5 protein-coding genes, 2 pseudogenes and 1 CRISPR repeat array (1 of these 8 only partly in view) are annotated in these 14019 nt (G+C 66.5%); of the genes and pseudogenes, 5 read left to right on the top strand and 2 right to left on the bottom strand.

Annotated elements, in window-relative coordinates; translation table 11 throughout:
• Window positions 1-28: 28 nt before the first annotated feature.
• The 5 genes from R5W23_RS05840 (at window position 29) to R5W23_RS05860 (ending at window position 5913) form a co-directional block, all read left to right on the top strand.
• Window positions 29-3190 (top strand): DUF6797 domain-containing protein, encoded by a 3162-nt coding sequence (locus R5W23_RS05840; RefSeq protein ID WP_320685522.1) that lies wholly within the window; start codon window positions 29-31, stop codon window positions 3188-3190.
• 298 nt (window positions 3191-3488) lie between these two features.
• On the top strand, window positions 3489-4163 hold the full coding sequence (locus R5W23_RS05845; RefSeq protein WP_320685523.1) for an ISAs1 family transposase: 675 nt from the start codon (window positions 3489-3491) through the stop codon (window positions 4161-4163).
• Window positions 4164-4185: 22 nt separating this feature from the next.
• Window positions 4186-4647, top strand: coding sequence for an ISAs1 family transposase (locus tag R5W23_RS05850; RefSeq protein ID WP_456320361.1), 462 nt, complete (start codon window positions 4186-4188; stop codon window positions 4645-4647).
• 44 nt (window positions 4648-4691) lie between these two features.
• Entirely contained in the window at window positions 4692-5219 is a 528-nt protein-coding gene (locus R5W23_RS05855) for a helix-turn-helix domain-containing protein (RefSeq protein WP_320685525.1), read from the top strand.
• A 7-nt stretch (window positions 5220-5226) separates the two neighbouring features.
• Complete coding sequence (locus R5W23_RS05860) at window positions 5227-5913, top strand: transposase (protein WP_320685526.1); 687 nt, start codon at window positions 5227-5229, stop codon at window positions 5911-5913.
• Between the two features lie 157 nt (window positions 5914-6070).
• On the opposite strand, the pseudogene R5W23_RS05865 reads toward R5W23_RS05860, so the two are convergent.
• Window positions 6071-6325 (bottom strand): annotated as a pseudogene (locus R5W23_RS05865) (transposase); the annotation flags it as partial.
• 108 nt (window positions 6326-6433) lie between these two features.
• Window positions 6434-6930: pseudogene (locus tag R5W23_RS05870) on the bottom strand (ISAs1 family transposase); the annotation flags it as partial.
• 185 nt (window positions 6931-7115) lie between these two features.
• Window positions 7116-14019: a CRISPR direct-repeat array (repeat unit 36 nt; unit sequence CCTTCAATTCGGCCGCGGCTATGAGCCGCGGAGAAC) (it continues 8036 nt past the right edge of the window).

Genomic DNA, 14019 nt, shown 5'->3' on the forward strand with positions numbered 1-14019 from the left:
GGACTCCGGCACACCTGATGAGGCCGTTATGACACACCACTGGCGCCCGGTGCCGCTCGCGCTCGTTGCGGCGGCGTGCCTGTCCCCGCACCTGAGCGCGCAGCCCGAGTCGCTCGCGCGGCGGCTCGCGACGGAACCGCCCGCGGCGCTCGCGAAGGACGCGCGGACCCGGGGCGACGCCGCCCGCGGCGCGGTGCTGTTCTTCCAGCCGTTCCTCGGCTGCGCCAAGTGCCACGACGCGGAGGCGGGCGTACCCCTCGGCCCGGACCTGGCGCGCGCGGACAAGGGGACGACCGCCGAGCACCTGATCGAATCGGTCCTCGCCCCCTCGAAGCAGATCAAAAAGGGCTACGAAACGGTCACGGTCATCACCACCGACGACCGCACGATCACCGGGCTGCTCGCGGGCGAAACGGCCGACGCGCTCGCGCTCGTTGACCCCGCGGCGAACGGCCGCCGGGTCAGCGTTCCGAAAGCGGACGTGGCGAAGCGCACGACCGCCGCGCAGTCGCTCATGCCCGACGGGCTGGCGGACCTGCTGTCCGACCGGCAGCAGTTCCTCGACCTCGCGCGGTACCTCATTGAGGTTGCCGAGGGCGGGCCGGGGCGGGCGCGTGAGCTGCGCCCACCGGTGACGGCGCTCGTGATACCCGGGTACGAAAAGGACCTCGACCACACCGGCCTTATCCGCGCCCTCGACGACAAGGCGCTGCGGCGCGGCGAGGCGATTTACGCGCGGGTGTGCGCGAACTGCCACGGCACCAAGGACCAGCCCGGCTCGCTGCCCGCGTCGCCGCGGTTCGCCGCGCACGCGTTCAAGAACGGGAGCGACCCCTACAGCCTGTACCAGACGCTCACCCGCGGGTACGGCCTGATGGCCCCGCAGACGTGGATGGTGCCGCGGCAGAAGTACGACGTGATCCACTACATCCGCGAAACGTACCTGAAGCCGCACAACCCCGGCCGGTACACGAAGGCCGACGACGCCTACCTGGCCAAGCTGCCCGCGGGCAAGAAGGGCGAGTTCGGCCCGGCCCCGGCGAACGTCGAGCCGTGGGCCGCGGCGGACTACGGCCCGAGCCTGATGAACACCTACGAGGTGGGCGGGCCGGGGCCGAACACCGCGTACAAGGGCGTCGCGGTGCGCCTCGACGCGGGCGCCGGCGGCGTGTCCCGCGGGAAGCGGTGGGCGCTGTTCGACCACGACACCATGCGGTTCGCGGCGGCGTGGGCCGGCGACGGCTTCATCGACTGGAAGGGCATCCACTTCAACGGCCAGCACCAGATCCATCCGAAACTCGCGGGCGACGTGGCGTTCGCGCTGCCGGTCGGGCCGGGCTGGGCCGACCCCGAAACCGGCGGCTTCCGTGACCCGCGACCGCTCGGCCGCGACAAGCGCCCCTACGGCCCGCTGCCGAAATCGTGGGCCGCGTTCAAAGGCGCCTATCAGTACGGCGACCGCACCGTTCTGTCGTACCGCGTCGGCCGGGCGGACGTGCTGGAACTGTTCGGGACGGAGAGCGACCCGAAACAGCCGGGCGTCGCGGTCTTCACGCGCACGCTGGAGTTCGGCCCGACCGCGCACGACCTGCTCGCGCGGCTGGCGCCGGACGGCGTCGCGGTGGAACTGGTGGGCGAACCGGGCGCGGAACTCGCGCGGGCGGACGGCTTCGTGCTGCTGAAGGTGCCGGCCCGGCGCGAGCCGCGGCGGGTGAAGGTGTTGCTGGCGAAGGGCACGGCCGCGGCGCTCCAGGGGTACGCGAAGACCTCGCCGGCCCCGGTCGCTCTCGCGCCGCTCACGGCGGGCGGGCCGCGGCGGTGGCCGGAGGTGCTCAAAACGGCCGTGACGGTTGGCAAAGACAGCGGTCCGTTCGCGGTGGACACGTTCGGGCTGCCGGAGCCTAACCCGTGGAACGCGCAACTGCGGCTCACCGGGTTCGACTTCCTCCCGGGCGGCCGGCAGATGGCCGTGTGCTCCTGGGACGGCGACGTGTGGCTGGTAAGTGGCCTCGGCGCCCCCGGCGGCGCGCTGACGTGGCAGCGGATCGCGTCCGGGCTGTTTCAGCCGCTCGGGCTGAAGGTGCGCGACGGGGCGATCTTCGTGTGCTGCCGCGACCAGATCGTGACGCTGCGCGACCTCAACGGCGACGGCGAAGCGGACTTCTACGAGTGCTTCAACAGCGACCACCAGGTGACGGAGCACTTCCACGAGTTCGCGATGGGGCTCCAGACCGACGCCGACGGGAACTTCTACTACGCCAAGAGCGGCCGGCACGCGCTCCCGGCGCTGGTGCCGCACCACGGCACGCTGCTGAAGGTGGCGAAGGACGGCTCGAAGACGGAGGTCCTGGCCACCGGGTTCCGGGCCGCGAACGGGGTGTGCCTGAACCCGGACGGCACGTTCTTCGTGACGGACCAGGAGGGGTTCTGGACGCCAAAGAACCGCATCAACCTCGTCACGAAGGGCGGGTTCTACGGGAACATGTGGGGCTACACCGACCTCACCGACACGAGCGACGCGGCGATGAAGCAGCCGCTGTGCTGGATCACCAACAGCTTCGACCGCTCGCCGGCGGAACTGGTGTGGGTGACGAGCGACAATTGGGGGCCGCTGAAAGGGGCGCTGCTGAACACCTCATACGGGCACGGGAAGCTGTACGTGGTGCCGCACGAGGTGGTGAACGGTCAGGCGCAGGGCGGGATGTGCGCGCTGCCGCTGCCGACGTTCCCCACCGGGATCATGCGCCCGCGGTTCGGGCCGGTCGACGGGCAGTTGTACGTGTGCGGCATGTTCGCCTGGGCGGGTAACCAGACCGCCGCGGGCGGGTTCTACCGGGTACGGTACACGGGCCGGCCCGCCGACCTGCCGGTGGTGCTGAAGGCGCGGGCGGGGGGCGTGGAGGTGACGTTCACCGACCCGCTGGACGCGACCGCCGCGGCCGACCCGAAGAACTACGCGGTGAAGGTGTGGGGGCTGAAGCGGAGCCAGAACTACGGGTCGAAGCACGTCGACGAGCGCCCGCTCGCGGTTCAGAAAGCGACCGTTTCGGCCGACGGCAAGACGGTGCGTCTGGACCTCCCGGACCTCGCACCGACCTGGGGTATGGAGATCGCGTACCGCGTGAAGGGCCGGGACGGCCGGGCGGTGACGGGGACGATCCACAACACGATTCACGAACTGCCGAAGTGACGGCAATCGTGGCGCATGCGGTCCGCGTCTCTCCCTGTTACGAGAGCAAGACAAACTGCGTGCTGGTAAGGCCGGAGCGGCCCCCGGCGATGGGGCGGGCGCGGAGCCGCGCATAGCGTCCGCAACTCACTAGATCATCCGGGCTGAATCGGGCTTCCAACCGAGGGCCTACTTTGCCATCTTCTCCGCCGGACGCAAGATCGACCCGCGGGAGTTAATGCAGGGCCGTTCCTTATTTCATCTTGGCGCGAGCGGGTTTGTTGGGTAGATGGGGAACTCCTTCGACCCGAGGTGCTCGATGCCCGCGCGCTCGCTGTATGAGGAGTTGTCAACGATCCCGGACCCGCGCGGGTTGCAGGGCCTGATCCACCCGCTGCCGGCAGTGCTCGGGTTGGTCACGTTGGCCCTTCTGATGGGGCGCACCAGCCTCCAGGGGATCGCTCGGTTCGGGCGCCAGCACGGGGTCCCGCTGGCCCACGCGCTCGGGTTCCGACGCGGCAAGACCCCGGCCGCGTCGACCCGGTCCCGGACCCTGCGCCGGTTCGATCCCCAGCAACTCGAAGCGGCCCGGACCCGGTGGCTCGACGGGCGCGTCGGCCCCGTGGCCCGGGCCCACATCGCCCTGGATGGCAAGACGTTGCGCGGCAGCCGGGATGGGGAGGTGCCGGGCGCGCACCTGGTGGCGGCCTACGCCCCGGCGGCGCGCGCGGTGCTGGCCCAGGTGCGGGTGGACGCCAAGACCAACGAGCACAAGGCGGCCCTAACGTTGTTGGGGATCGTACCGGTGGCCGGTTCGGTGCTCACCGGGGACGCCATGTTCGGTCAGCGTGATCTGGCCCAACAGGTGATCGCGGGCGGGGGCCATTACGTGCTGGTGGCCAAGGACAACCAACCGGGGTTGGTGAGCGACATCGAGGCCGGATTGGGGTTCGAGGACGCCGCCCGAGGACTCGCGGCGGCCACGTCCCCCTGAGCCGGTCCCAACGCTCGAGCAACTGGGGCGCCAGGCCACGACGGTGGACAAGGGGCACGGGCGGATCGAGGCGCGGACCGTGCGCACCACTCCGGTGCTAACCGCCCACGACCGGTGGGCCGGGCTGAAGCAAGGATTCCGGGTGACCCGCAAGCGGACGATCCGAGGTGTGACCACCGTCGAGGTGTCACACGGGATCACCAGCCTATCCGGGGAGCGGGCCGACGCACGAGCACTTCTGGACTGGCTCCGGTCGCATTGGCTCATCGAGAACCAACTGCACTACGTGCGGGATGTGACTCTGCGCGAGGATGCGTGCCGGGTGCGACGGGGTGCCGCGCCGCAGGTGCTGGCCGCGCTCCGGAACGCCGTGATCCACTTGTTACACACCGTACCCGCCAACAGTTGTTCCGAGGCCATTGAGTGGCTCCAGGTACACCCCGATCACGCCCAACGGCTTATCGGGATCCCCCAACATGAATAACGGAACGGCCCTGTGTCATGCCCGGGATGGCGGCCAAGGTGGTCATGACCGAACGTCAGCAGCAGGTGCTGCAAGCGATGGTCGTTTCGCGGTCGTGCCCGCGCGGGTTGGCCCACCGCGCGGAAATCATCCTGCGCGCGTTCGGCGGCCTCAAGAACGACCCGATCGCCCAACAGCTCCGGTGTGAGCGGCACGGTATCGGCACCTGGCGGCGGCGGTGGCAGAACGCGTTCGAGCGGTTGACGGTCGTCGAATGCGTCGAGAAGCCGCCGGCGCTGCGTGCCGCCATTGAAGCGGTGCTCGGCGATTTGCCGCGGGCCGGTTGTGGGGGCACGTTCACGGCCGAGCAGATCGCCCGGATCCTGGCGGTGGCGTGCGAGCCACCCGAGGAATCCGGGCGGCCGGTCACGCACTGGACCCCGCGTGAGTTGACCGAAGAGGTTCGCAAACGTGGCATCGTGACCTCGATTTCCGTCCGACAGGTCGGACGCCTTTTAAAAGGCGGCGGAACTTCAACCGCACAAGAGCCGGTACTGGCTCAACGCCCATCCGAAGGACGTGGCCGCCTTTGAGCCGCAAGTGCGTGACGCCTGCGCGACGTACCGAGACGCGCCGCAGCGGCGGGAGAAGGAGGGCACTCACACGGTGTGCGTGGATGAGAAGACGGGCATTCAGGCGCTCGAGCCGAAGGCCCCGACCAAGCCGATGCGACCCGGCCAGGTGGAACGGCGCGAGTTCGAATACACGCGGCACGGCACGCAAACGCTCATCGGCAACTTCGAAGTGGCAACCGGCCAGGTGATCGCTCCGACCGTCCAGAAGACCCGCGGCGAGGCCGACTTCGCCACGCACATCGCACGCACCATCGCCACGGACCCGTCGGCCGGTTGGATCTTCGTGGCCGACAACCTGACGACCCATTGCTCGGCGACCTTGGTGCTGTTGATCGCGGGGTTATGCGGGAGCCCAACGGACACGCTCGGAGCGAAGGGCCAGAGCGGGGTGCTGAAATCCGTGGCCACGCGGAAGGCGTTCTTGACCGACGCGAGCCACCGGGTGCGGTTCGTGTACGTGCCGAAGCATACCTCGTGGTTGAATCAGATCGAGATCTGGTTCAGCGTATTAAGCCGGCGGGTGATCCGTCGCGGGGTGTTCCGATCGACGGACGATCTGCGGGATCGCATCCTGAAGTTCATTGACTATTACAACAGCACGCTAGCGAAGCCGTACAAGTGGACGTACGCGGGTCGGCCGCTAAATGTGTGAATCTAGCGAACCTACCCGCCCTCATGGAAGCCCGATTCAGCCCGGATGATCTAGAGCACTTTCAGGTAATGCGTAGCGGCTCTCCGAGCATGCAACGCCTATTTTTCAAAGCGCTGATGACCCCAGAGTCGCTACGTATTACCTGAAAACGCTCTAGCAGATCCCGCTCGGCCCGCAGCCGGGCATTCTCGGCCCGCAGTCGTCGCAGTTCGCCCTCGGCCGGCGTCGGGTTGCCGTGGCCCGGGAAGGCGTTGGCCCCGTCCGTGGCGACCGCCTTCTTCCAGGCGTGCAACCGGTTCTCGCTGACACCCAGACGACGCGCGGCCTCGGCGACGGACCGCTTCTGATCGAGGATCATCTTCACGGCCGACAGCTCGAACTCAGCCGTGTACGTCGAACGCTTGCGGGGCACCGGTGGACTCCTTGGCTTGAGTCTACACCGCTAACCTCGTGTCCACCAAACTTGGTGAGCCTCAGAGTTTACACCGCTTTCCCGCTGCCCACCAAACGTGGGGAACTTCAACTCGGGGATCGCGGTGATCTCGTTGGACTTCTCGCCGGTCTTCACCTGGGCCAGGGTGAGGCCCAACGGCGGAGCCCACATCGTCCGCGCGTGGGTGGCCTTGCGAGCTCCCGTGCCGGTGACCCGCTTGGAACCCGCATGGTCTTCCCGTCGATCGGGATGTGGGGCACCTGGAGCCCCGCGGACACATCCGCCACCCCGGCCACGAAGGACCGGTGGAGCGCCTCCGGCCGGACCAGGGCGAGCACCCGGTTCCGGGCGTCGTGACACGGGATCCCGTTCCGCCACTTCAGCCCCGGGCGATCTCGGGGCCAACTCTCCTTGGCCCGGGCAAAGTCCGCGATCGACACGAAGTCATCGGTACCCACGATCGTCCCGCAGGTGACGATCATGATGACATCGATCAAGTCGTGCAGGCACTTCAACTCGACCCGCGGGTCCGGGATCCGGGCCGTGTACTCCATCAACGGGCGCGGGCCGGGCGCGGCACTCATCGGCGGACTCCAAGTCGGTGGGGGCCAAGCCGGAATCGTATGGCGTCGCAACACCAACGAGAAGGCGGGCCTGCGATGGCCACCCAGTCACGCGCGTCGCAGGCCGCTAATCCTCAACGCTTTCCAGCAGATTGAGTGCGTTTACCCTGGGCCACACGCCCGGTGCGGATCGCGCGGGACATCGGGCTTCAATTCGGCCGCGGCTATGAGCCGCGGAGAACCCAGGGTGCCGTGGTGCCCGCCGACGTAATCGGTCAGCTTCAATTCGGCCGCGGCTATGAGCCGCGGAGAACGAAATGACCAACCCACAGATTGTTGAAAAGTTGTCGACCTTCAATTCGGCCGCGGCTATGAGCCGCGGAGAACGGCCGGCGCGTGGCGCGGCGACGTTCTCGGCTCGCCCCTTCAATTCGGCCGCGGCTATGAGCCGCGGAGAACGCCGGGGCTTGGTGAGGTTTGGCGAGGCAAGGCGAGGCCTTCAATTCGGCCGCGGCTATGAGCCGCGGAGAACGACGCTCACGGACAGCGCGCGGCAGGCCGTTGCCCCTTCAATTCGGCCGCGGCTATGAGCCGCGGAGAACCGCCGGGGTTCATGGACCAGAAGCAAATCGCCCAGGCCCTTCAATTCGGCCGCGGCTATGAGCCGCGGAGAACCGGTCACACACCGACGCGGGTAACTCCTCGCTGTACCTTCAATTCGGCCGCGGCTATGAGCCGCGGAGAACCTCGTGAGCCGCGGTGTGCCGATCGGCGACGTGGCCCTTCAATTCGGCCGCGGCTATGAGCCGCGGAGAACCCGCGGGCCGGATGACGACGATTGTCGTGCCGGCCACCAACCTTCAATTCGGCCGCGGCTATGAGCCGCGGAGAACGCCCGGCCGCCATGCAGGTTACCTCGCGCGGGGCGACCTTCAATTCGGCCGCGGCTATGAGCCGCGGAGAACTTAGAAACTGGTTACTCTGCAAGTATCGTTGGAGCCCCTTCAATTCGGCCGCGGCTATGAGCTGCGGAGAACTGGTAGGCTTCAGGCATGGAAAACAAGCAACCATACCCTTCAATTCGGCCGCGGCTATGAGCCGCGGAGAACACGCCGTACAAGATTCAGGCGAGCATCCCGAACAACCCTTCAATTCGGCCGCGGCTATGAGCCGCGGAGAACTTCACAGTCAGATTGTTTTGACTTCCGAAAAGGAGCCTTCAATTCGGCCGCGGCTATGAGCCGCGGAGAACCGCGTCACGTTCGTGCAAGTTGGTGAACAGGGACACCCTTCAATTCGGCCGCGGCTATGAGCCGCGGAGAACCCCAGCACGCCAGTGACAGTTCGGCCCAAACGTGCGCCTTCAATTCGGCCGCGGCTATGAGCCGCGGAGAACCGCCGGGCCGCCGCGGCCGGACGTGTCGATCTTCTGCCTTCAATTCGGCCGCGGCTATGAGCCGCGGAGAACCGCGCGTCACGGCGTTCCTCGACTCGTGGGCAAAGGTCCTTCAATTCGGCCGCGGCTATGAGCCGCGGAGAACCCACGTGGACTTCGCGCCACCACGGGGCGCGATGCGCGACCTTCAATTCGGCCGCGGCTATGAGCCGCGGAGAACGCGTCTTCGTACAGTTCGTCAAGCTCTGCGAAGTCGGCCCTTCAATTCGGCCGCGGCTATGAGCCGCGGAGAACACGGGCGGTGCGGGATGAAGCTGTCAAGTATTCCAACCTTCAATTCGGCCGCGGCTATGAGCCGCGGAGAACTCCGAGCCCCCGAACACGACCATCTCCCCGCCCGTGCCTTCAATTCGGCCGCGGCTATGAGCCGCGGAGAACTTCGGTAAGCGGCTCCCCGCCGCGACCTGGGACCAACTGCGCGCCCGGGCCGAAGCCCTTCAATTCGGCCGCGGCTATGAGCCGCGGAGAACGTCACCGCCGCGTAGGCGCTCAGGTCGGGAATCGTCCTTCAATTCGGCCGCGGCTATGAGCCGCGGAGAACGCTCGTCCGGAAGTAGCCTCGCGGGAACAGGGTCCGCCTTCAATTCGGCCGCGGCTATGAGCCGCGGAGAACCACCAGGAACAACCGGCGGCGGTGCGTGGGCGCGCCCCTTCAATTCGGCCGCGGCTATGAGCCGCGGAGAACGGGGCCGTGTACGGGCGCGTGGTGCCGTCCTTGACCCTTCAATTCGGCCGCGGCTATGAGCCGCGGAGAACCCTCACCACCACCGGCCGCATACTCTGGTAGGTCAGCCTTCAATTCGGCCGCGGCTATGAGCCGCGGAGAACCCTCGCCGTATGCCTCAAGCGCGTCCACCAGCATCGGGACCTTCAATTCGGCCGCGGCTATGAGCCGCGGAGAACCTTGCGCCCGCGCCGCCTGCGTGACATCGGCCGGGCACCTTCAATTCGGCCGCGGCTATGAGCCGCGGAGAACGCGCGGGGTTCACCGTGGACGCCACGCACAAGACGATCCTTCAATTCGGCCGCGGCTATGAGCCGCGGAGAACCAGCCGCGCGAGCAACTCAGCAGCCAGCGGGCGAGACTCCTTCAATTCGGCCGCGGCTATGAGCCGCGGAGAACCCCGCTCCACGATGGGCTGCAACCGCTGAACGGTCGGCCTTCAATTCGGCCGCGGCTATGAGCCGCGGAGAACCCTGGTTGAGGAAAGCGTCTGTGATAGTACCCAATTCCTTCAATTCGGCCGCGGCTATGAGCCGCGGAGAACCTCAGAACTCACACTCAGCCGACTACATATGTATACACCTTCAATTCGGCCGCGGCTATGAGCCGCGGAGAACCGCCGGTCTGGACGATTCGCGCGAAGTCGCCGGGGGTCCTTCAATTCGGCCGCGGCTATGAGCCGCGGAGAACCTTCATCCTGGACCAGTTCGGCGACCCGTGGGGCTCCCCTTCAATTCGGCCGCGGCTATGAGCCGCGGAGAACCTACACGGCCCGCGCGGTGTCGTCCGCGGGGCTGTCCCTTCAATTCGGCCGCGGCTATGAGCCGCGGAGAACCCAGTCACGTGTGTGGTGGGCACGCCGCAGGCAACGGCCTTCAATTCGGCCGCGGCTATGAGCCGCGGAGAACCCTCGCAAAGCGGGTGGGGAAGAACCCGGTGACCGTGTGCCTTCAATTCGGCCGCGGCTATGAGCCGCGGAGAACCTCACCTTGTTCGCGAAGTTCTCACCGAACAGTTCAGGCCTTCAATTCGGCCGCGGCTATGAGCCGCGGAGAACCGGCCGTCATCGACGACGCGCAGACCCGGGATTCGGCCCCTTCAATTCGGCCGCGGCTATGAGCCGCGGAGAACCACGGACACCCCGGGCGCCACCTTCCCGGGCTCCGCCCTTCAATTCGGCCGCGGCTATGAGCCGCGGAGAACCACGGCGCAGGCGAAGCAGATGGCCGAGCAAGACACCTTCAATTCGGCCGCGGCTATGAGCCGCGGAGAACCGCGGCCGTACCCGGCGGTGCCGTGGCGGGACGCGACCGGCCTTCAATTCGGCCGCGGCTATGAGCCGCGGAGAACCGGCGGTTTGAGAGGGTCGTCAAATCGCACACGGCGGACCTTCAATTCGGCCGCGGCTATGAGCCGCGGAGAACTATTGTTCGCTGTTGACAGTCTATTGTTCAGCCCGCCCTTCAATTCGGCCGCGGCTATGAGCCGCGGAGAACCGTAACTGGTGCCCGCCCGGTAGGCTGTCGAGGATCCTTCAATTCGGCCGCGGCTATGAGCCGCGGAGAACCTTGGGCAATCCCGCAGCTAGCCGCCATCCCGACAACCTTCAATTCGGCCGCGGCTATGAGCCGCGGAGAACCAGCTCGAAGCGGACCTCGCGAGCAGCGACAACCCGCCTTCAATTCGGCCGCGGCTATGAGCCGCGGAGAACCGGCAAGCAGGCCGTAGCGGGGGCACCAGATGACACCCCTTCAATTCGGCCGCGGCTATGAGCCGCGGAGAACCGGCAGTGGCGGACATGGTTACCGCAGCGGAGATGAACCTTCAATTCGGCCGCGGCTATGAGCCGCGGAGAACCCGCGCTCACGGCCGCCGGACCGAAGCTGCCACTCACCCTTCAATTCGGCCGCGGCTATGAGCCGCGGAGAACCGGCGTCTCGTCCGGGCTCGCGAGCAACCGCATCAGCCCTTCAATTCGGCCGCGGCTATGAGCCGCGGAGAACCTTCCGCCCGTCGGCTTCTTCGGCTGCTTGGCCATGTCGGCCTTCAATTCGGCCGCGGCTATGAGCCGCGGAGAACCTTGAAGTCGGCCGCGTTGGAGGCGAACAGCGTCCACCTTCAATTCGGCCGCGGCTATGAGCCGCGGAGAACCCTCGTGTTCGCGGAGGAGGGCGTGCTCCCGGTGCGCCCTTCAATTCGGCCGCGGCTATGAGCCGCGGAGAACCCGCGGTCGGCTCAGCGGATCACGGTCCGCTGTAGGCTCCTTCAATTCGGCCGCGGCTATGAGCCGCGGAGAACTGGGATGGTGGCGGTATGCCAGCAGGACGCCCCCGACCTTCAATTCGGCCGCGGCTATGAGCCGCGGAGAACCCCCAGCCTGCAATCACCTCGCGAAACTCAGTCTGACCCTTCAATTCGGCCGCGGCTATGAGCCGCGGAGAACCAGAGAGGATAGAGTACAGTCACCAAAGGAGAACTTCCTTCAATTCGGCCGCGGCTATGAGCCGCGGAGAACAAAGACTCTGGGACTCTCTGCACTGGACCACTCGGCCTTCAATTCGGCCGCGGCTATGAGCCGCGGAGAACCTCATGCAATCGAAAACTTCGAGCGGAGTCAAACCATACCTTCAATTCGGCCGCGGCTATGAGCCGCGGAGAACCCTAAAGCTGCTCGATAGTCTCCGTAAGCGAGTGGATGACCTTCAATTCGGCCGCGGCTATGAGCCGCGGAGAACCGTGTGACCGTTGGGCTGTGAGAAGGGGATCAGGGCCCTTCAATTCGGCCGCGGCTATGAGCCGCGGAGAACCCTCCGAGCTTGGATGAGGGCGGTGAATTGTTCGCTCATCTTCAATTCGGCCGCGGCTATGAGCCGCGGAGAACCAAGGCCCTGAGTCCAGAAGAGAGAAGCCGGATCGCATCTTCAATTCGGCCGCGGCTATGAGCCGCGGAGAACCGAAGAGTTCGAGTTAACTTGACCGGTCAGGCAACACTCTTCAATTCGGCCGCGGCTATGAGCCGCGGAGAACCTCTAGAGTCTGGTGTGCTGGGGAGGGGTGGCCTGTCACTTCAATTCGGCCGCGGCTATGAGCCGCGGAGAACCTGCACACGTTACAGAGGCCGAAAAGGAAGCGAACCACTTCAATTCGGCCGCGGCTATGAGCCGCGGAGAACCCTACCCGTCCGCAGATTCCCCGATGCCAGTGCTCGACTTCAATTCGGCCGCGGCTATGAGCCGCGGAGAACCCATGGCGTTCTTCACACAGTGGGCCGCAAAGCAGCCACTTCAATTCGGCCGCGGCTATGAGCCGCGGAGAACCCTCGTAGTTCAGGGTGCTTTTGTCCGGCGACAGGTCGACTTCAATTCGGCCGCGGCTATGAGCCGCGGAGAACCCCGTGAACCGCCGCAGCGTCTCGGGCTCGACGCCCGCACTTCAATTCGGCCGCGGCTATGAGCCGCGGAGAACCCCGGGCTCGCGCACGCGGCCGGGACGCGCGCGGTTCTACTTCAATTCGGCCGCGGCTATGAGCCGCGGAGAACCCCGCCGACCCTGGACCTCGAGACGGCCCGCTACGTGAAACTTCAATTCGGCCGCGGCTATGAGCCGCGGAGAACCTCGGCGGGCTCGTTGCCGTCCTTCACGAGCGGCGCCCAACTTCAATTCGGCCGCGGCTATGAGCCGCGGAGAACCCAGCAACGCCACTTTCAGCATCGAGGGGAGTGGTGCACTTCAATTCGGCCGCGGCTATGAGCCGCGGAGAACCAGCCAAGACAACAATCAACTACCGCGTCACGTCCTAACTTCAATTCGGCCGCGGCTATGAGCCGCGGAGAACCCCCAGCGGATTTCCGCGGTCTCTTCGGAGTCCTTCCAACTTCAATTCGGCCGCGGCTATGAGCCGCGGAGAACCCCAGAGGAGGCCAGGAAACATGGCTTGCCCCGAAGAACTTCAATTCGGCCGCGGCTATGAGCCGCGGAGAACCCCGAACACAACGCAGGACAGCGCGGGGCGCCCGGCACTTCAATTCGGCCGCGGCTATGAGCCGCGGAGAACCCTGGTGATTCAGGGCAACCGGCACCCCAGCGCCGGAACTTCAATTCGGCCGCGGCTATGAGCCGCGGAGAACCGCGAGAGCGCGAGCGTCGTTTTCGCCGCGTCCTGGTAACTTCAATTCGGCCGCGGCTATGAGCCGCGGAGGACCTCCGGGCCGGTTTCAGTTCAAGCTGAACACCAAACTTCAATTCGGCCGCGGCTATGAGCCGCGGAGAACCACAAGGGGGACGTGCTGAAGTTCCTGAGCGCCGCCGAACTTCAATTCGGCCGCGGCTATGAGCCGCGGAGAACCCGGCACGGGCACGATCGCTCGCGTCACCGTGCTCGTACTTCAATTCGGCCGCGGCTATGAGCCGCGGAGAACCCGGTGATGTCCGACCGGCGGCACGCATTCGGGCCGACACTTCAATTCGGCCGCGGCTATGAGCCGCGGAGAACGTCTTTTCCGCGGGTGTGGTGGGATTCTAGATGAGTGACTTCAATTCGGCCGCGGCTATGAGCCGCGGAGAACCCCGGGTTTCAGGCGGTCATGTTGGTGGACGACGGGGGACTTCAATTCGGCCGCGGCTATGAGCCGCGGAGAACCCAAGATGACCCCGACCGCGGCCGAGCTCAAGTTCACACTTCAATTCGGCCGCGGCTATGAGCCGCGGAGAACCTCGGCGGTGTCTACTTTGCACAAACTAAGTGGGGGAACACTTCAATTCGGCCGCGGCTATGAGCCGCGGAGAACCCTCACCCTCGAACAGGATGGTCAGAGCCGAGTTGGTACTTCAATTCGGCCGCGGCTATGAGCCGCGGAGAACCCCGAACTCGCCCGGGCCACGGAGGCCGAGCCGGTGACACTTCAATTCGGCCGCGGCTATGAGCCGCGGA

It is taken from the genome of Gemmata algarum, from assembly GCF_034097035.1.
GTDB classification, from domain to species: domain Bacteria; phylum Planctomycetota; class Planctomycetia; order Gemmatales; family Gemmataceae; genus Gemmata; species Gemmata algarum.